This window comes from Muriicola sp. Z0-33 (assembly GCF_026126425.1).
GTDB lineage: Bacteria > Bacteroidota > Bacteroidia > Flavobacteriales > Flavobacteriaceae > JAFMPW01.
On sequence record NZ_JAFMPW010000005.1, the window covers coordinates 100,714 to 119,455 of the forward strand.

General features: G+C 38.9%; 18 protein-coding genes. 11 read left to right on the forward strand and 7 right to left on the reverse strand.

From position 1 onward, the window contains the following. The first annotated feature begins 19 nt into the window (after positions 1–19). From J1G40_RS09030 to J1G40_RS09055, 6 genes are all read left to right on the forward strand, one after another. Complete coding sequence (locus J1G40_RS09030) at positions 20–1,765, forward strand: arylsulfatase (protein ID WP_265242302.1); 1,746 nt, start codon at positions 20–22, stop codon at positions 1,763–1,765. A gap of 62 nt (positions 1,766–1,827) precedes the next feature. Further along, positions 1,828–2,373, forward strand: a complete 546-nt coding sequence (locus tag J1G40_RS09035) for a CopD family protein (RefSeq protein WP_265242303.1) — start codon at positions 1,828–1,830, stop codon at positions 2,371–2,373. A 150-nt stretch (positions 2,374–2,523) separates the two neighbouring features. Beyond that, positions 2,524–3,927 (forward strand): ATP-binding protein, encoded by a 1,404-nt coding sequence (locus J1G40_RS09040; RefSeq protein WP_265242414.1) that lies wholly within the window; start codon positions 2,524–2,526, stop codon positions 3,925–3,927. A 23-nt stretch (positions 3,928–3,950) separates the two neighbouring features. Further along, positions 3,951–4,733 carry an enoyl-CoA hydratase/isomerase family protein gene (locus tag J1G40_RS09045; RefSeq protein ID WP_265242304.1) on the forward strand — a complete coding sequence of 261 codons (783 nt, stop codon included), beginning with the start codon at positions 3,951–3,953 and terminating at the stop codon, positions 4,731–4,733. A 27-nt stretch (positions 4,734–4,760) separates the two neighbouring features. Further along, the gene (locus J1G40_RS09050) at positions 4,761–6,311 is read left to right on the forward strand and encodes a hypothetical protein (protein WP_265242305.1); all 1,551 of its coding nucleotides are present in this window, start codon (positions 4,761–4,763) and stop codon (positions 6,309–6,311) included. A gap of 139 nt (positions 6,312–6,450) precedes the next feature. Beyond that, positions 6,451–7,524, forward strand: coding sequence for a PA0069 family radical SAM protein (locus tag J1G40_RS09055; RefSeq protein ID WP_265242306.1), 1,074 nt, complete (start codon positions 6,451–6,453; stop codon positions 7,522–7,524). Positions 7,525–7,541: 17 nt separating this feature from the next. Here the strand turns inward: J1G40_RS09055 and J1G40_RS09060 are convergent, their stop codons facing one another. From J1G40_RS09060 to J1G40_RS09075, 4 genes are all read right to left on the reverse strand, one after another. Then, positions 7,542–8,951, reverse strand: coding sequence for a Gfo/Idh/MocA family protein (locus J1G40_RS09060; protein WP_265242307.1), 1,410 nt, complete (start codon positions 8,949–8,951; stop codon positions 7,542–7,544). A gap of 92 nt (positions 8,952–9,043) precedes the next feature. Continuing rightward, positions 9,044–9,703: an HD domain-containing protein gene (locus J1G40_RS09065; RefSeq protein ID WP_265242308.1), complete on the reverse strand. Its 660-nt coding sequence runs from the start codon at positions 9,701–9,703 to the stop codon at positions 9,044–9,046. Next, positions 9,700–10,437: a lysophospholipid acyltransferase family protein gene (locus J1G40_RS09070; RefSeq protein ID WP_265242309.1), complete on the reverse strand. Its 738-nt coding sequence runs from the start codon at positions 10,435–10,437 to the stop codon at positions 9,700–9,702. Before J1G40_RS09070 ends, J1G40_RS09065 begins: the two co-directional genes overlap by 4 nt. A gap of 106 nt (positions 10,438–10,543) precedes the next feature. Continuing rightward, entirely contained in the window at positions 10,544–10,954 is a 411-nt protein-coding gene (locus J1G40_RS09075) for a BrxA/BrxB family bacilliredoxin (RefSeq protein ID WP_265242310.1), read from the reverse strand. A gap of 128 nt (positions 10,955–11,082) precedes the next feature. On the opposite strand from J1G40_RS09075, the gene J1G40_RS09080 reads away from it, so the two are divergent. The 4 genes from J1G40_RS09080 (at position 11,083) to J1G40_RS09095 (ending at position 14,688) form a co-directional block, all read left to right on the forward strand. After that, positions 11,083–11,814 (forward strand): TerB family tellurite resistance protein, encoded by a 732-nt coding sequence (locus J1G40_RS09080; RefSeq protein WP_265242311.1) that lies wholly within the window; start codon positions 11,083–11,085, stop codon positions 11,812–11,814. 64 nt (positions 11,815–11,878) lie between these two features. Continuing rightward, positions 11,879–12,463, forward strand: a complete 585-nt coding sequence (locus J1G40_RS09085) for a HupE/UreJ family protein (RefSeq protein WP_265242312.1) — start codon at positions 11,879–11,881, stop codon at positions 12,461–12,463. Between the two features lie 152 nt (positions 12,464–12,615). Next, on the forward strand, positions 12,616–13,053 hold the full coding sequence (locus J1G40_RS09090; RefSeq protein WP_265242313.1) for a deoxycytidylate deaminase: 438 nt from the start codon (positions 12,616–12,618) through the stop codon (positions 13,051–13,053). A 12-nt stretch (positions 13,054–13,065) separates the two neighbouring features. Further along, a complete protein-coding gene (locus J1G40_RS09095) occupies positions 13,066–14,688 on the forward strand; it encodes a S41 family peptidase (RefSeq protein WP_265242314.1) in 1,623 nt (540 codons plus the stop codon). Between the two features lie 128 nt (positions 14,689–14,816). Here J1G40_RS09095 and J1G40_RS09100 read toward each other — a convergent pair whose 3' ends face one another. Continuing rightward, entirely contained in the window at positions 14,817–15,020 is a 204-nt protein-coding gene (locus J1G40_RS09100) for a hypothetical protein (protein ID WP_265242315.1), read from the reverse strand. A gap of 157 nt (positions 15,021–15,177) precedes the next feature. Between J1G40_RS09100 and J1G40_RS09105 the strand changes: the two genes are divergently transcribed. After that, a complete protein-coding gene (locus tag J1G40_RS09105; RefSeq protein ID WP_265242316.1) occupies positions 15,178–15,747 on the forward strand; it encodes a DUF3109 family protein in 570 nt (189 codons plus the stop codon). Here the strand turns inward: J1G40_RS09105 and J1G40_RS09110 are convergent. Then, positions 15,740–17,707, reverse strand: a complete 1,968-nt coding sequence (locus J1G40_RS09110; RefSeq protein ID WP_265242317.1) for a tetratricopeptide repeat protein — start codon at positions 17,705–17,707, stop codon at positions 15,740–15,742. The genes J1G40_RS09105 and J1G40_RS09110 overlap by 8 nt on opposite strands. 18 nt (positions 17,708–17,725) lie before the next feature. Continuing rightward, positions 17,726–18,460, reverse strand: coding sequence for a LytR/AlgR family response regulator transcription factor (locus J1G40_RS09115; protein WP_265242318.1), 735 nt, complete (start codon positions 18,458–18,460; stop codon positions 17,726–17,728). Between the last annotated feature and the right edge of the window lie 282 nt (positions 18,461–18,742).

The following is an 18,742-nucleotide window of genomic DNA, read 5'->3' on the forward strand; positions in this document are numbered from 1 at the left end:
ATAAATTAAGGCTTTAAATATGAAATCTTTTTTACTGATAATAGCAATGGCACTTCCGTTAATGGCAAGTAGTCAGTTGAAAAGAACACCAAATGTTGTTCTTATTATAACAGATGATCAGGGTTTTGGAGATCTGGGTATCAATGGGAACCCGCATATTAAAACCCCTGTATTAGACAAATTTGCACAAGAGAGTGTAAGATTCAATAATTTCTATGTCTCCCCTGTATGTGCTCCAACAAGGGCTAGCCTGATGACCGGCAGATATTCTTTAAGAACAGGGGTGCGAGACACCTATAATGGCGGAGCTATAATGTCTGCCACCGAGATTACCATAGCCGAACTATTAAAAGGGGCGAATTATAAAACCGGTATTTTTGGCAAATGGCATCTTGGAGATAATTACCCTTCCAGACCGAAGGATCAGGGGTTTGATGAATCTGTGATACATTTATCCGGAGGTATGGGACAGGTAGGAGATTTTACTACCTGGTTTAAAGGAGATAGAAGCTACTTTGATCCGGTGCTTTGGCATAACGGTGTACAACAGTCCTACAACGGATACTGTAGTGATATTTTTGCGGAGCAGGCGATCAACTTTATTGAACAGAACAAGAAGGCCCCATTCTTTTGCTACCTTTCCTTTAACGCACCACATACCCCTTTACAAGTTCCGGAGCAATATTATGATATGTATAAGAATATTGATCCGGCAGCTGGTTTCGAAACGGATAACAGGCCATTTTCCCCAATGAGTGAAAAAAACAAGGAGGATGCTCGCAGGGTATATGCCATGGTTAGTAATGTTGACCATAATATTGGCAAGCTTTTACAAAAATTAGAGGATTTGAAACTTGTTGAAGACACCCTGGTCATTTTTATGACAGATAATGGCCCTCAGCAAGTGAGGTATGTAGCAGGGATGAAAGGAAGGAAAGGCACTGTATACAGGGGTGGGGTCCGGGTACCTTTTTATATGAGGTATCCGCAAAAATTTAAAGGAAACAGCACATTGAATGCCCCTGCGGCACATCTTGATGTTTTACCCACTATTGCCGAAATTTGCAATCTGAAACCACCGGAAGACAGAATAATTGACGGGAGAAGTCTGGTGCCGCTAATTAATGGAGCCAAAACATCACTGGAAGAAAGACCTTTGTTTTTTTACTGGACCAGAAAGTATCCTGAAAAGTACTATGGGATGGCGCTTCAGAAGGGAGATTATAAACTTGTAGCATATACAGATTCTGATGCGGCCATCGAGGATTTTGAATTATTCAATATTGCATCGGACCCTTACGAACAAAACAACAAGATCTTAGAGCATAAGCAGCTGGCAGGAGAGTTAAAATTTGAATTGGATAGCTTGTATGGCCAACTCATGCAATCTAAAAACTTAATTAACCCTCCGCAAATTGTCATAGGAAAGCCGCAAGAGAATCCCATCACATTAAATAGAAATGATGCAGGTGGAGACAGGGGTATTTGGGATCAGGAAGATGTTTTTGGTAAATGGCATGTGAAAATAACGGCAGGGGATTATAATATCCGATTTAAGTTCATAAAGCCCGTAAAAGGAGGGGGGCGTATGTTAATGGAGACTGGCGCCGGAGTGCATCAAATTAGGTTAAAGGATGAAATTACGGATATAATTGAAATGAAAGGGGTATCTCTTCCTGCATTGGATACCGATCTTATTCCCTTTTATCTCGTTGATGGCCAAAGAAAATTTCCTTTTTGGGTAGAGTTGGAACTAATTAATTAGTTTTGAATTCTCAGGGTGAGTAATAATATTAAAAGATTTTACTACTTAAGATTTTAAACTGAATGGCGGATTATTATAATTACATCAAATCTCTCCACCTCATTTTTGTGATTACCTGGTTTGCCGCATTGTTTTATATCCCCCGGCTCTTTATTTATCACATAGAAGCTGCGCAAAAATCCTCTCCGGAGAAGGAGATACTTACAGATCAGCTTAAAATAATGTCTAAGCGACTATGGTATATTATTGGATGGCCATCTGCTGTATTATGTACTTTGTTTGCTATTTGGTTGCTAGTGCTACTCCCAGGTTGGCTGCAGCAACCATGGATGCATATTAAACTTGGGTTTGTTGTGCTTCTGATAATTTATCATTTAAAAACCCATCAATATTTTCTTCAATTGCAACGAAATGATATCAGGCACACTTCCAGATATATGCGCATTTGGAATGAGGGGGCAACGCTGATACTTTTTGCAGTTGTTTTTCTGGCCATTTTGAAAAATGCATTTAATTGGGTCTATGGCCTGATAGGGATTTTGGTCTTGGGAATTCTTCTGATGTTGGGAATTAGGTTATATAGAAGAATTCGTGAAAAAGACGAATAAACTGCCGAAAGCTGAATGCTCAGGCAAGTGTCACAAATGGTTACTCAGGCCGTTAAGTATATTACTTTGGACCGATAATTGCTATCTTTAAACTCAAATTACTTCCCTTTGTTTAAAAAAATGTCGCTCAGATCCAGAATATTCATCACCATGATCTTATTGGTGGTAATTGCCTCTGTGTTGATTGCAGGAGTTACTATTTATCAATATAGAGAGCAGAACAAAGATTATCATCAGAACAAGTTAGAAAGGAAAGAAGCACAGATAAAGCAAAGTATAGAATACGCCTTAAAAGAAACTACCTATCCGCCAACTACGGCATACCTTGGACTTATTTTTAAAGATGCTATTTATCAGATAGCCGATGTTCAAAATGTAAATTTTAATATTTATGATTTAGAAGGGCAACTGATAAAGAGTTCCCGGCCTCAGTTCAATAACGATTCTATTACTATATGTTTAGACCCTGTTATTCTAAATCAGCTTAACGAAAGTGTAACAAAACGCTATGTTGAAAAGAATGCGGCGGCGGGGGATAATTACCAGGCTTCATATACTTATATCACAGACAGAAAATATAAACCAATTGGTATATTAAATTTTCCCTACTTTGAGGACAATACTTTTAATGATAAGGAATTAAGGGAGTTTCTCTGGCGATTAAGTGGAGTGTATTTGCTGATGTTACTTATTGCAATTGCCCTGGCCTTTTTCGTTTCCAAATATATAACCAGGTCGCTGCAGACCATATCTGATAAACTGACTGAAACCAATCTGACTAAGCGAAATGAAAAGATTATTATAGAAGATCCGAGTGAGGAGATCGCCAAATTGGTTGATTCATACAATGGGATGATTGATGAACTGGAACAGAGTCTGGCCAAACTAGCCAGGAGTGAACGAGAACAGGCCTGGCGAGAAATGGCAAAACAAGTGGCTCATGAAATTAAAAATCCCCTGACACCGATGCGTTTAAGCGTTCAGAGTTTTGAGCGAAAGTTTGATCCTGATGATCCAAATATAAGAACCAAGGTAGCCGAATATTCAAAAACGCTTATACAACAGATTGATACTATGAGCAGCATTGCCTCTGCTTTTTCAAACTTTGCAGAAATGCCGGCACAACAGAATGAAACCCTTGATGTGGTAAAGATCGTTAAGCTGGCCCTGGATATCTTCAATGAGAATTATATTCATTTTATTGCGGACGAGGAGGAGATTATTGCAAAATTGGATAGGACGCAACTTATCAGGGTGGTTACCAACCTGGTTAAGAATGCTATTCAGGCAGTTCCTGATGTGGAATCACCTCGTATTCTAGTTTCTGTAGTCTCAGAAGGTGAAGTTGTTAAAATTGCTGTCGCGGATAATGGAATTGGGATTTCCGATGAGTTTAAAGACAAGGTTTTTGAACCCAAATTCACGACCAAATCCAGCGGAATGGGCCTTGGTCTTGGAATGGTAAAAAACATTGTAGAGACCTACAAGGGAAGTATTGAGTTTACATCACAACCTGGAAAAGGAACCGTATTTACAGTCAGATTACCCAAATAGTTAAACTTTAACAGCACTTAATAATGAGATATAAGAATATTTTAATAGATAAGAAAGATTCATTGGCAGTGGTGACCATAAATCGTCCGGATAAATTAAATGCACTTAACAAGGCGACTATTTCAGAATTGCATAAGGCATTTAAGGCGCTGGAAGATGAAAGCGCTATTAAAGCCATTGTACTAACCGGTAGTGGTGAGAAGGCTTTCGTTGCAGGAGCCGACATATCGGAGTTTGCAAACTTCTCGGTTAAAGAAGGGGCAAAACTTGCGGCCAAAGGCCAGGAGATACTTTTCGACTTTGTAGAGAATTTATCTACTCCGGTGATTGCCGCGGTTAATGGCTTTGCTCTTGGAGGAGGTTTAGAACTTGCAATGGCATGCCATTTTCGGGTAGCCAGTGATAATGCCAGAATGGGCCTTCCAGAAGTTTCATTGGGTGTTATCCCGGGTTATGGAGGAACCCAAAGACTTCCCCAACTCGTAGGTAAAGGCAGGGCGATGGAATTGATTATGACCGCAGGGATGATCGACGCCCAAAAAGCACTTAATTATGGTCTTGTGAATTATGTGGTAGCAGGGGAGGAGCTTCTTCCGCTAAGTGAAAAACTTGCAGCTAAAATATCGAATAATTCATCCGTAGCAATTTCTTATGCAATAAAAGCCGTAAATGCGGGTTTTAAGAGTAATGCAAAAGGTTATAAAACCGAAATAGAAGCTTTTGGCGATTGTTTTGGTACGGCCGACTTTAAGGAGGGCACATCGGCTTTCTTAGAGAAGAGAAAAGCAGACTTTCCGGGAACATAAATTATGATATAATTACGTTTTTGTACTATGAGAAGAAGTTGCATTGTTCTTTTAGCAGCCCTTGTTGGCTATATTTCTTTTGGACAGGAAATGCCCGTAGACTATAGCTTTGGCGACAAATATAACGATAGGTATAAATATTCAAACCTTTCCACCATTTCAGATGATGGCACCGGAGGATATATATTGGTGCGGTCCTATTTCACCGGTATGATCCTGAAACCCAAAGGGTATTTCATTGAACATTATAACAAGGAACTTCAACTGATAAATGAGTACAACTACAAATTAAAAGGACCCGAATTTGTAGAAGGATATGTTAGGAATGGGCAATTGTATTTGCTTTTCCTGGACTATGATTACATAAATGAGACGTATGATTATATGGTACATCGCAGTCCGATTACAGATTTTAATTTTACCCAGGAAAAGCTTATTTCGGTAAAATCAAAACCGGTACGAAACCCCCTGGAAAGAAATTACTACAATCGTAATTTTAATTCGGGCTTTACTACAACTGCCCTTTTTGATGATGATAAATCAGCTTTCATTATAAGTACACATTTTAAAAAAGGAAAGATAAACCAGCACCGCATCCATGTTTTCAATGCCTCATTGCAGAAATTAGTGGAACATGATTTTTCTGCGGAGGTAGAAGATAAGAATTACGCTTTTGAGAATATAGCATTTTCAAAAGACCTTAAGAATGCTTACATAATAGGCAAGGCCTATTTTAAGAAAAAGCGTTTTACCGCACTGGAAAGGAAATTTCAATACGAGCTAATTAAGGTGAATAGTGCTGGTGCAAAGACGCAAACTTTTGATAAAGAAGGGAAATACTCCGAAGGTCTGAAACCAGTATTCAGAGACGGGAAACTAATTTGCGTAGGTTTTTATGCAGACCGAAAAGACAATAGGTATAATGGCCTGGGGTATTTTGAAGTAGACCCTGGCAACCTTAATATCAGAACTCAGAAATACAACCCATTTTCGGATCAGTTTATGTTCGATAAATTTGGGAAAGATAATGCAGAGCGGGTAAAGAATCTTGTATTCAAGGATGTGAGCTTTACATCTGATGGGTCTGTACTTTTTAATGCCGAGGAATATTTTGTCACCAATAGTGTTCAGGCAAATTCCAGCGGTGGCCGGCTTAGGGTAGAACGTTTTCACCATAATGATATAGTAAGCGCAAAAATAGATGCCTCAGGGAATATGATCTGGGCCAGAAATATAAACAAGGCGGAGGTTACCCAGGGTGATGGCTCATATGCTTCCTATAGTTCATATACTAAAAATGGCAAAACATATTTCTTTATAAGCACCTCATCCGAGAATCCCCAGTTACTTAATAACGAACGACTTATATTTAAACAAGGACTTAGCAGAAACAGAAATGTCTTTGTTATTCAGCTAGACGAATCCGGAAAAATAAGTTATGAAAAGATCATCGACGATCAGGAAGCCCGCTTACCTCTTATGGTTTCAAAACCCTTGGTGAATTCCAAGGAAGATGAAATGCTGTTCTATGCTAAAAGAGGAACTAAAAAACAGCTGGTCAATGTCGCTTTAAAATAGTTGAAAGATCATCTTCTCTGGAAGGGCCATAATTTCAAGATATTATTTGTATTCACTTCTTTTCCGATTAGTACGGTTATTTAAACGAGAAATATATTTATATTTGGTATAATTCCATAAATATGGAATATATCCATACATGAACTACAATCAATACCGAAAAGGAAGAGGAGCACAAAAAAACACGTCCAACAAATTTCTTGAATTCCGTCATGAAACCAGGGATGATTTCCTGGAGTTTTGCATAAAAGATGGGGAGGAAGTGGCGTCTAATAAAACTCGTTATATTCCGGTTTTTCCGAAGTCTGTAGTTAATAAAGTGGATAGTCCGGATGTTGGGATGCAATACTCTATGAATCCTTATCAGGGATGTGAACACGGATGTATTTATTGCTATGCAAGAAATACACACGAGTATTGGGGGTATAGTGCGGGAATAGATTTTGAAAGCACAGTGCTTATAAAAAAGGATGCCCCAGCTTTGCTGGAATCAAAATTAAAATCAAGAAGTTGGAAAGCCTGTACAATAGTCCTATCGGGGAATACGGACTGCTATCAGCCTGCCGAAAAACAATTTAAAATAACACGTGCATGTCTCGAGGTCTTTTTAAAGTACCGTCATCCGGTGGGCATAATAACCAAAAATGCGTTGATATTAAGAGACTTGGACCTATTGAAAGAATTGGCAAAAGACAGGCTAATAGGGGTAAATATTTCGGTAACCACACTTTCGGAAAGTACCAGGCGCATTCTGGAACCAAGAACCACAACCATTAAAAAAAGACTTGAAACCATACGGGTTTTATCCGAAAACAATATTCCGGTTAATGCCATGTTCGCTCCTATTATACCAGGTATAAACAGTCATGAAATCTTAAATTTGGCGAAAGCAGTTTCAAAAGCCGGAGCACTCTCTTTTGCACTTATGATAGTCCGGTTAAATGGATCTATTGGCCATATATTCACAGATTGGATTAAAAAGGCGCTGCCTTCCAAAGCAGACAAAGTACTGCATCAGATCAGGGAATGTCATGGCGGTACCTTAAACGACAGCAGATTTGGAATTAGGGGTAAAGGCGAGGGTGAAATTGCCCAACACATTCACGGTATGGCCAGAATCGCTAAACAAACCTATTTCAAACACAAAAAGTTCCCAAAACTAAATCACGAAATGTATGCTACCTACAAGGATGGCCAAATGAAATTGTTTTGAATGTGGATTGGAAGTTCTTAGCTCAATTCCCAACCTTTTCTATACGTGCCTTTGACCCACTCATTGGCTTTCTCGTAGTTGGTAACCCTCATGTTTTCTCCATCCCAGAGAATTTTACGCCTTCCAGGGTAGGTAAACCCGCGGCCATTAGCATTCTTCACCTTAAATTGAAAAGATTTTATAGCAAGATTCCCCATAAGCACGGCTTCGGTTAAAGGGCCCGAACGCTTAAAATCTGATGAGGTTTCAGTACCGTTTAAACAGCCTTCTACCCAATTGCTTTGATGCCCGCCGATGTCGCCTTCAATTCTTTTCAGGTAGGGCGCCGGCGCATTTAAAAGCTTCATGGTTTTCGAAGGAAGTAATCTGGCATTTCTTGAATAAGTGTCGCAGATCAGGATGCCCCGGCTTCCGTAAAAAATACTTCCACCCCCACCATCTCCAATGGTTTCACCGTCTTGTAATTCGTCCGGCAAGTCTGGTAATAGTCCACCGTCATACCAGTTTAAAGCAATATCGCCATGCTCTTTGGTATTGAATTTGAGTCGGACAATTGAAGAAGAAGGGCAAGAATGACTGTAATCTGCTTCTACAAAATCTCCCACCCAGTTAGTAGTGCAACTGGCTTCGGCCTCTGTAGGATATCCTAAATCCAGAACACCAAAAGGGGTTTCCATAATATGGCATCCCATATCGCCCAGAGCTCCAGTGCCAAAATCCCAGAAACCTCTCCATTTAAAAGGAAGATAGGCATCGTTATAGTCGCGCATTGCTGCTGTTCCCAGCCAGAGATCCCAGTCCAAACCATCCGGAATATTGTGTTTTTCGGTAGGCATAGGAACTCCCTGTGGCCAAACTGGTCTATTGGTCCAACAATCTACCTTATATACTTTACCTATAACTCCAGACTGGATCCACTCTTTGGCTTCCCTGCTGCCGTCGCTCGAAGCCCCTTGATTTCCCATTTGAGTGACTATTCCATTTTCTCTGGCAATATTGGTCATCAAACGTGCCTCATTGATATTATGAGTAAGCGGTTTCTCCACATATGCGTGTTTTTTAGCCTTCATAAAAGGCAGCGCAATAGTTGCGTGCATATGGTCTGGTGTTGCCACCATTATGGCGTCCATTTCACTGAGATGATTGTCGTATACTTTTCTGAAGTCTTTGTATTTAGGCACTTTAGGATGCCTCTTAAATGTGTTTGCGGCTCGTCTGTCATCAACATCACATAGCGCAACATATTTTACTTTCTTAGTTTGATCCAGCCCTCGCATTACTCCCTGGCCGCGACCCCCAACACCAAAAGCACCAACATATAATGTATCGCTGGGAGGAATGTGGGTCTTCCCCATAACAAAACTTGGTACAATTGAAAAGGCGGCAGTAGAAGCCGCTGTGTTCTTAATAAATTTTCTTCTTTGCATTATTGTTGAGGTTTAAATAAGCCTTGAAGATATAAAATAGAGATGAAAATTTGGGTTCAAATTGGTTCATTTATGATAAAAGGGATAAAAATTTAAGCAATTCCATTCCACTCTGCGTAGAAGTGTTCCAGAAATTCTATCATAAATTGATGCCGTTCCTCTGCCAGTTTCTTCCCCTGTGCAGTATTCATTTTGTCTTTAAGCAACAGCAGTTTTTCGTAGAAGTGATTTATCGTTGGCCCTTTAGCCTTTTTGTAGTCCTCCTTTTTCATATTAAGATTAGGAGCAATCTGGGGATCATATAATATCCTATTCTTAAAGCCCCCATAATTGAAGGCCCTTGCAATGCCTATGGCGCCAATAGCGTCTAACCGATCAGCATCCTGAACCACCTCCAGTTCTTTGGAAGAAAAGGGTTTTGAGCGCTCACCTAAAGTGTTTTTAAAAGAAATGTGTATTATGATATTTTCCACATGGGTTATAATCTCTGGCTTAATGTGGAGCGATCTTAAAAAATCTCTGGCCATCTTTGGGCCAATAGTTTCATCCCCTCCATGGAATTTGGCGTCTGCGATATCGTGTAATAAAGCCCCCAGACTTACTACCAAAAGATTCACATCTTCTTCTTTTGCAATTAACATTGTGTTATTAAATACCCTTTCAATGTGAAACCAATCGTGCCCGCCTTCTGCATCTTTGAGGACCTCTTTCACAAAGGCTATCGTCTTTTCTACTATTTCTGCATTATTCATTTAAATGAAATTACCTGCTCTGAGATCTGCTTTTCTATTTCCGCAATAACTTCTTCAGCATTGGATGAATTTTCAATTGGAGGATGCACATGGAAAGTGAGGTGATTACCAATGCCGTAAGGGAATTTACCATACCGCAGCATTTTCCAGGAGTTATTTATGCTGATAGGTACCAGGAGGGCGGAAGGTGCTTTCTTCATTAATACTTTAAGGCCGGTAGTTTGAAATTTCTTTGGATGACCTGTTCTGCTTCTTGTGCCTTCCGGGAATATCACAGCGCTGCGTCTGTACTTTTCAATATAGGTTCCTAATTTTGAAATTTCTGTAAGTGCCTGCTTCCCATCTTTTCTGTCTATGAGTACAGAACCTCCATGTCTGAGGTTGTAGGATACGCTCGGAATTCCTTTACCGAGTTCCTGCTTGCTAACAAATTTTGGATGATAATCTCGCATAAACCAGATAATGGGCGGAATATCGTTCATGCTTTGGTGGTTGGCAATGATTATCAGAGGTCTGTCTTCCGGGATTTTATGTGGATTAGTAAAGGTGTATCTGGTACCTAGAAAATGTGTACAACGTATTAGGCAGAGATTTAAAATGCTGACACTTCTTTTGTGGGCTTCATATCCAAATATTTTGTGACAGATTATTTGGATGGGGTGAAATATAAGCAGTGTTAGTCCAAAGAATAACAAATATAAAATGGTAAGAGGATATGCCAATAGTTTTTGCATACTGCTAAAATAAAACAGACCTGCCGGGTTTTCAAAACCTGGCAGGTCTTTTCTTAATGTATTTTAAATAACTATTCTAAGTTATGCGGCTTAATGATAAGAGAATCTAGCAGAATTCGTTATAGGCTTCTGTTAAATTTTCGGCAATCATTTCTGCTGGCCTTCCTTCTATATGATGGCGTTCTATCATATGCACCAATTCACCATTCTTGAATAGCGCCATACTGGGCGAAGAAGGGGGGAATGGGATCATTAAATTTCTAGCGGCATCTACAGCTTCTGTATCGACACCGGCAAAAACGGTAATTAGATGATCTGGTTTTTTATTGTTTTCCAGGCTCATTTTAGCCGCTGGCCTGGCATTGGCAGCAGCACAGCCACAAACCGAATTTACCACCACCAATGTGGTGCCATCCTGATCGATAGCATTTTCAACAGCCTCAGCTGTATATAACTCTTCAAACCCGGCAACGGCCAGATCTTCTCTCATAGGTTTTACTAATTCTGCGGGATACATAGACAAATTTATTTTTTATGGATTACAAAGATAACGAAATTGTCGTATTTGCCAGCAAAAGCTTAACCCTTGAGCCAGCTTAATTTTCGAAGTCAAAGTCATATCTTTGCCAAAATTTGAAATTCACTATGATAAAGTGGTTCGCAGCAATGCTAGGATATTTTTTGTTCAGGTTCCCAGGAGCAGTTGTAGGATTTCTAATTGGAAGTTTTATAGACAACGCAAGTGGGGGCAATAAAGCAAGAACGGTGTTTAGCGACATGAGAAGACAAACTGTCTCCCCGGCCGATTTTGAACTCCATCTTTTATCGCTTTGTTCTTTGGTAATTAAGGCAGATGGGCAGATAAGTCAGAAAGAATTAGACTATGTGCGCCAGTATTTCCTAAGCACATATGGCAAGGATAAAGCCAATGCGATATTCAGAACTTTTAATGAGGTTATCAAAAAACGCGAAATTTCAGCCCAGCGGATATGTACCTTCCTCAACCAGCGTACCCGTTACGAAGTAAGATTGCAACTTCTGCATTTCTTATTTGGAATTGCCCAGGCTGATGGAATTGTTAGTAAGGCCGAAATTGATAAAATCAGAGAAATCGCAGGATATTTAAGGGTGGGTCCTAACGATTTTGAAAGCATAATGGCCATGTTTGTGAAGTCTGTTGACAATTCCTATAAGATACTGGAGATAGAAAAGACAGCTACAGATAATGAAGTGAAGAAGGCTTACCGTACCATGGCAAAAAAATATCATCCGGATAGAGTAATCACCGAAAATGAAGCTATTAAAAAAGGCGCCGAAGAAAAGTTTAAACAGGTTCAGAAGGCTTATGAACAAATACAGGCAGAAAGAGGGCTCTGATAGTACTTTAACCGGCAGACAATAGCGTCACGTTTACCAATACAACTATTGATTTCAATAAAATATGGAGGAATTTTGGTTCTATATTACCCTTGGCTTTAACCATGTAATGGATCCCAATGCCTATGATCATATTTTATTTCTTTGTGCACTGGCCATTCCCTTCACTTTTAAAGGATGGAAGAAAGTAGTGGTACTGGCTACAATTTTTACCGTAACTCATTGTATTTCATTGGGAATCTCCGCCTATGGAATCCTGAGTATAGAGGTGCCACTCATAGAATTCCTAATACCTGTTACGATCATTTTGACTGCAGCATTCAATATCTTTTGCGTAAAATATCAATCTTTTAACCTGAAATTCAATCTGCATATTTTGGCCACAGCCTTTTTTGGATTTATCCACGGTTTTGGATTCTCTAATTATTTCAATATGCTGATGGCCGAAGAGGATGAGAAAATAGTCCCTTTGCTGGGTTTTGCCGGGGGGATTGAAATTTCACAATTGTTGATACTGCTTGTTATCCTTTTAGCAACAAGCAGTATACCAGTATTTTTGAAGATAAAGCAGGCAAATTTTATCATTTTGAGCTCTATTGTTATCACAATTATTACCATACCGCTGCTATTAGCTTCTGTTCCGGGCTAATGCCTGCTATTAACTTTGTAGAATATGCAGGGTCATCTTACCTATTAACGTTTTTAATAGAAAATTAACCGTTTAGTGTTGTAGGGGTTTTTCAAAGCAGGTATCTTAGTGCTTTGCCTGTAAAATGGCAGTCAATAAATAAGACTTTTTTAATGAAGGAAAGCAAGCAGGAGAAATATGACAAGGCCTATTTACGAATGGCACATGAGTGGGGAAAGTTATCCTATTGCCATCGAAAACAGGTTGGGGCTATAGTAGTTAAGGACAGAATGATCATTTCTGACGGTTATAACGGAACACCCACGGGTTTTGAAAATTTTTGCGAGGACGAGGAGGGGTACACCAAATGGTATGTGTTGCATGCAGAGGCCAATGCCATATCAAAAGTAGCCTCTTCTACTCAATCTTGCGAGGGAGCAACCTTATATATTACCCTATCCCCATGCAGGGAATGTAGCAAACTCATTCATCAGTCTGGCATTAAACGTGTAGTATACCAGATAGAGTATAAAGACGATTCAGGATTACAATTTTTAAAAAGGGCCGGTGTGGCGCTAGAGCATTTACCGGTTATCGAAAGTTTAGTTTAGCGTAAAGGAGCTATGAAGAAGAGTTATTACATATTACCCACCATAATTGCCCTTGCTTTGGCCGTGGGTATTTTTGTTGGAGGGAAACTTCACTTCAATGATACGCCCGAAAAATTATTTACCACAAACTCCAAAAAGGACAAGTTAAACAGATTAATAGACTATATAGACTATGAGTATGTAGATGACATAAATACGGACAGCATAGTAGATGTGACGGTAAATAACATCCTGGATAAACTGGATCCACATTCAGTATACATCAGTAAAAATGAAATGCAGAGGGTCTCGGAGAATATGAAGGGAGATTTTGTGGGGATTGGGGTTAGTTTTTATATGGTTAACGATACTATTTCTGTTATAAGGACAATAGAAAGAGGGCCCAGTTATTTAAAAGGAATAAAGCCGGGGGATAGAATTTTATTAGCAGATAATGACACCCTTTATGGCAGAAATATGCCTAGTGACAACGTGGTAAGCGCACTTAAAGGAAAAATAGGGACTTCCGTAAAATTGGAAGTATACCGGAAATCTGAGGATAGAAGATTTACTGTATCTATAAAAAGGGATAGAATTCCTATTAAAAGTGTTGATTCTTATTTTATGCTAACGCCTAAGATGGGTTATATTAAAGTAAATCGGTTTGCAGAATCTACGTATAAAGAATTTATGGCGGCCCTTAATAGCTTAAAAATGCAAGGAGCTAAGAAGTTAACTTTAGACCTGCGAGACAATCCAGGGGGCTATTTGGGGATTGCGGAACAAATGGCAGATGAGTTCCTGGAAGACGGGAAGCTCATTTTGTTTACCAAGAATAAAAAAGGCAAAATAGATAAAACCTTTGCCACCAAACGCGGGAGTTTTGAAGATCAGCAGGTGTATGTACTGATAAACGAAAGATCTGCTTCAGCAAGTGAAATTATTGCCGGCGCACTTCAGGATAATGACATTGGTATAATAGTTGGCAGGCGATCGTTTGGCAAGGGGCTTGTGCAAAGGGAAATGGAATTGGGAGACGGTTCTGCTGTGCGTTTAACGGTATCCAGATATTATACTCCTACCGGAAGGTCTATACAGAAAGATTACCAGAATGGAAGCAAGGATTATTACGAAAAATTTACAGAGAGATATCACAGTGGAGAGCTAGTTTCTGTAGATAGTATAAAAGTCACTGATTCGTTAAAATTTAGAACGCCAAAAGGTAAAGTTGTTTATGGGGGAGGCGGTATAATTCCGGATGTTTTTGTCCCTATTGGCACCAATGAAGAAGAAGCGGTGGAAAGTCTGGACAGTGTTGGTTTCTTATCCAGATTTATCTTTAACCACCTGGAGGAAGACAGAACAAGGTATGCCCATTATTCAAAGGAGGAGTTCCTGAGAGAGTTCCGGGTAGACGACATTATGTTCGAAAATTTTGTTGACTTCGCCATAGCCAGTAATTTGAAAATGAATTTCTACGACTTTGAAAATAAGTTGAAACTACATATTAAAGGGGCATTGGCCGAGCAATTATACTCTTCTAATGTACAGGCGATGATAAAATCTGCTTCAGACGCCATGCTTCAAAAAGTAATAGACCTGGAGCGTCCTCAGATTGAACAGAGTGAGGCAGATAAAATTGAGACAGTAAATTAGCAATCAGTTTTTAAACTGATTACGCTTTTTATTGGCCAATGATTACGTTTCTGGAATAGTATAAATGCCGTCCGAAATGAAACCTATTCATATCAACAAGGGAAAGTTACAATCAGCAGAAAATAGAACTAGTCTTCTTCTATTTTGTTCTGGATTTTTTTTGAAGTAATAAAAATAAGCAGCAAAACAATGGCACAAAGCGCAGCTAATATGCCAATTATTGCAATGATGCTGTTGCCTTCCAATGGCTGCTCAAAGTCTACTATAGTTATATTATAGGCAATAAGCAAAATTGCGAGTATAATGAGTACTACCGTTACTGTCTTGTTCATTCTTGAAAACTATGATATTAAAGATGTACAAATAACCCCCTAACTTTAATTTTAAGGCAAATGTACATTTAATTATATGCTTTGAAAATACTGGTTGGGAAATTATTTGATCTACAATCTTCTTAAAAAAGTATATTTGCGGCAATAAAAAACGGAAATGTTTCAGCTGGGAGATACTATTGTTTCGGAAGAGATTATTGAAAACGACTTTGTATGTAACCTCAATGCGTGTAAGGGTGCGTGCTGTATTGATGGTGAGGCAGGAGCCCCGCTTGAAGATAAGGAAACCGAGATTTTGGTAGATATCTACAGCAAGGTGAAACCTTTCCTAAGGAAAGAAGGGGTTGCCGCTATAGAAGAACAAGGCGCTTTTGTGAAGGGCGAAGATGGGGAATGGGAAACGCCACTGGTGAACAAGAGCGAATGTGCCTACGTCATATTTTCCGATTCCGGAATTGCCAAATGTGGATTGGAAGAGGCTTATAACAAGGGAGCCATAAGCTGGAAGAAACCTATTTCCTGCCATCTTTACCCGGTGCGTGTTAAAGAGTACTCGTCATTAACCGCTGTTAACTACCACAAATGGCAAATATGTGATCCGGCCTGTGCCTTAGGGGATGAACTCCAGGTCCCGATTTACAGGTTTGTGAAGGAAGCATTAATAAGAAAATTTGGAGAAAAGTGGTATGCGGAATTAGAGAAAGTTGCGCAGGAACATACTAAATAGTTGGGACGTGCAGCACTACCTTCGTTCCACTTGGGGTGCCATTATCGTCAAAAAGATCTATAATCTCAACTTCAAAGTTGTTCTGGAAATCTTTTGAGAAATTAGCTAATCTTTCCTTGGTAATATCTATTCCTACAGACTTCCTTTTAAGTACCTTGCTTTCCTTTAGCTTTTCGGCCATGGCTCTTCCGACTCCATTGTCGGTTATAGATATTGTAATAAACCCATTTTTCCCTTTGCCTACATGAAGTTCAATTTTCTTTTCACCCTCTTTAGATGATAATCCATGCCACAAGGCATTTTCAAGGAAAGGCTGAAGGATAAGAGACGGAACTTTTACCAGATGGGGGTCAATTTCCTCATCAATATTAGTTTCAAATATTATTTCATTAGAAAAACGAATATTTTCAATATTCATGTACAAACCAACGGTCTCTAATTCCTCTGCCAAAGGGATTTCCTTAAGCGAAGAGGCTTCCAGAATTTTACGTACGAGTTTCGAGAACTTATTGAGGTAATGAACGGCATTTTTCTTTTCGTTATTAATGATATAGAGCTTAATAGAATTCAATGAGTTGAACAAGAAATGAGGGTTCATCTGACTCCTTAGCATACTCTGCTCCAGGGTTAACATCTTTTTATCGCTCTTAAGCTGGCTTTGTCTGTATAGGATGTATAGCAGAAAAGTAAACAAGGCCAATAACAATGCACTTATTAATAACGTATTTTGATTTCTTCGCAGCCTTAAGATTATTATTTCATTCTCTTTAGCGAGCACGTCAATCTGATTGCTCTTTTTTTCGGACTCCGATAGCGCTATCAAATCGGCTACGTAGCGTCTATTTCTATCATTGGAAATTTTCTTCTCAACATTTCCAGCCTGGATAAAAAATTCTTTAGATTTTTTAAAATCATCCTGCGCTTCCCATAAATCAGCTAAGAAAGAGTATGCCTCTTCCATCTCGCTAAGCAGATTGTATTTTTTGGCCAATTCCAGCCCTTGATTTAAATTGTAATTGGCTTTTTCAGGGTTGTTATTTTGGATGTGTGCCCAGCCTATGTTTATATGTATGGCCGCGATAATCTTCATATCTCCAAGACTTTTAGACAACGCGACTAAGGGTTCAAAGATTTCAAGGGCTTCCTTTATTTTGCCCTGATGTACATAAATATGCCCGATGCCCAAATTTGATAATAAATGAATTCGATCAGAGTTGGCCGCTTCATTGTAAGCCAGCGATTTTTCATAATTTTGATACGCTTCTTCAAGCTTGGCCTGAGCCTCAAGACATTCTCCAATGGCCATATAATTCATGGCGAGCTGCAGCGGATTGCCCAATTCCTCCACAAACGCATTTGATTTCTTAAAATTGGTAATTGCCAGGTCAAATTCGCCTAAAGTCCTATAGATATGGCCAATATTGTTTAGAGAAAGATTTAAATTACTTCTTATATCCACATTGGGGTTCTCAATGTTCTCTGCGAACGTAATGGCTTTTTGGGCACAGTCCAGGGCAGACGGGATGGCCTCTGTTAGCCTATAGACGGCCCCTAACATGGTTAAGCTGTATATTTGAAATTCTGTATTATCACTAGTCTCGGCAATCTCTAAAGCCTTTTTATGCAGGTTAATGGCCTTGTCATATAGTGAATAATCCCGATACGAAACACCTAGTTTATTATAGGCATAAGAGGCACCATGGGAGTAATTTTCATTTAATGAAGCATTAGCAAAATAGCGCATCAAACTGGTGTCTCGTTGTATGTGACTAAGGACAGTTTCGAGTTCATTGTAGGTCTTCGGACTTTTGGAAATAAGGTTTTCAGTGATTTCCTTGAAGTTTTCTGAGTTCTTCTGGGCACCAACTACGTTTACAAAGAGCATCAGAAAAACTAAAAAAGCCCATGAATAATTGGCAACAACAAGGGGTATAAGGGGGAGGTAAGAATTCTTTAACATTTGTAATTCTAGAATTGATTAGAGCAAATCTAAAAAATCGGATTTCTTTTGACGTGAAACGGGAATCTTATGGTTAGATTGTAAAACCACATACCCATCCGTTTTAAGAAACTCCTTAATTTTTGTCAGGTTGATAATATAAGAATTATGAATCCTAAAGAAAGAATCACTAGGGAGTAATTCATTAACCTCTTTTAGTTTTTTGGTCAGAACAATTTTTTGACCATCGGCAAGATAAAGCGTACTGTAGTTCCCATCAGATTCAGCATATAGTATCTCATCGTTCTCCAAAAACAATAATTTGCCATCTGTATTTAGAGTAATTTTCTTGTGTATTGAGCTAGAATTGAAATTAATCAGGATTTTTTCTAAACGTTCAGCGGTATAATTCTTTGCGTTGTGCTTTTTAATTTTAACGATAGTATCTTTTAGGTCGTCCGTGTCTATTGGTTTAAGAAGATAATCTATCGCCTCATTCTTCAGCGCTTTTATGGCGTATTGGTTATAAGCGGTGGTGATCACTACTGGGAAATCCTGGTTTTTCAACTTTTGAATAAATTGAAAACCATCCATGGTGGGCATTTCAATATCTAAAAAAAGACAATCCGGCGTGTTATTATCCAAATAACGCAATGCTTCAAAAGGGTCGGTGAAGGATGCGCCAACATTGATTTCATCGCTGAAATTAGTCAATTCCCAGGAAAGACTTTGCAATGCTTTTATTTCATCATCTACAATTACTGCTTCAATCATTTGGCTGAGAGCTATATAAGGTAATATAACCAAAATTAGTAGTATTGAATGTTAAGGAGACAAAAAAATGTACCAATAGGGTTGTTTTGCGTGTGATTGGTAAAAAATGGATTAGGATTGGAGTTATAGCTAGAATCAGTTAATATTTGTAGTATTTATACTACAAAAAACTATAATAAAAAACATAGGTAACAACATGAATATCAATTACTTATGATTTTATGAATTAGGCGTCAAAAAAAGTCATACCGTTTATACAAAAATTCTTACCAATTATACAAA

What these genes read in the sequence shown, in the direction of transcription:
- J1G40_RS09095 (WP_265242314.1), top strand. Translation starts at nt 13,066, where the DNA reads ATGAAGAAGAGTTATTACATATTACCCACCATAATTGCCCTTGCTTTG.
- J1G40_RS09040 (WP_265242414.1), top strand. Translation starts at nt 2,524, where the DNA reads ATGATCTTATTGGTGGTAATTGCCTCTGTGTTGATTGCAGGAGTTACT.
- J1G40_RS09085 (WP_265242312.1), top strand. Translation starts at nt 11,879, where the DNA reads ATGGAGGAATTTTGGTTCTATATTACCCTTGGCTTTAACCATGTAATG.
- J1G40_RS09075 (WP_265242310.1), bottom strand. Translation starts at nt 10,954, where the DNA reads ATGTATCCCGCAGAATTAGTAAAACCTATGAGAGAAGATCTGGCCGTT.
- J1G40_RS09045 (WP_265242304.1), top strand. Translation starts at nt 3,951, where the DNA reads ATGAGATATAAGAATATTTTAATAGATAAGAAAGATTCATTGGCAGTG.
- J1G40_RS09050 (WP_265242305.1), top strand. Translation starts at nt 4,761, where the DNA reads ATGAGAAGAAGTTGCATTGTTCTTTTAGCAGCCCTTGTTGGCTATATT.
- J1G40_RS09080 (WP_265242311.1), top strand. Translation starts at nt 11,083, where the DNA reads ATGATAAAGTGGTTCGCAGCAATGCTAGGATATTTTTTGTTCAGGTTC.
- J1G40_RS09090 (WP_265242313.1), top strand. Translation starts at nt 12,616, where the DNA reads ATGAAGGAAAGCAAGCAGGAGAAATATGACAAGGCCTATTTACGAATG.
- J1G40_RS09065 (WP_265242308.1), bottom strand. Translation starts at nt 9,703, where the DNA reads ATGAATAATGCAGAAATAGTAGAAAAGACGATAGCCTTTGTGAAAGAG.
- J1G40_RS09055 (WP_265242306.1), top strand. Translation starts at nt 6,451, where the DNA reads ATGAACTACAATCAATACCGAAAAGGAAGAGGAGCACAAAAAAACACG.
- J1G40_RS09115 (WP_265242318.1), bottom strand. Translation starts at nt 18,460, where the DNA reads ATGATTGAAGCAGTAATTGTAGATGATGAAATAAAAGCATTGCAAAGT.
- J1G40_RS09070 (WP_265242309.1), bottom strand. Translation starts at nt 10,437, where the DNA reads ATGCAAAAACTATTGGCATATCCTCTTACCATTTTATATTTGTTATTC.
- J1G40_RS09110 (WP_265242317.1), bottom strand. Translation starts at nt 17,707, where the DNA reads ATGTTAAAGAATTCTTACCTCCCCCTTATACCCCTTGTTGTTGCCAAT.
- J1G40_RS09100 (WP_265242315.1), bottom strand. Translation starts at nt 15,020, where the DNA reads ATGAACAAGACAGTAACGGTAGTACTCATTATACTCGCAATTTTGCTT.
- J1G40_RS09060 (WP_265242307.1), bottom strand. Translation starts at nt 8,951, where the DNA reads ATGCAAAGAAGAAAATTTATTAAGAACACAGCGGCTTCTACTGCCGCC.
- J1G40_RS09035 (WP_265242303.1), top strand. Translation starts at nt 1,828, where the DNA reads ATGGCGGATTATTATAATTACATCAAATCTCTCCACCTCATTTTTGTG.
- J1G40_RS09030 (WP_265242302.1), top strand. Translation starts at nt 20, where the DNA reads ATGAAATCTTTTTTACTGATAATAGCAATGGCACTTCCGTTAATGGCA.
- J1G40_RS09105 (WP_265242316.1), top strand. Translation starts at nt 15,178, where the DNA reads ATGTTTCAGCTGGGAGATACTATTGTTTCGGAAGAGATTATTGAAAAC.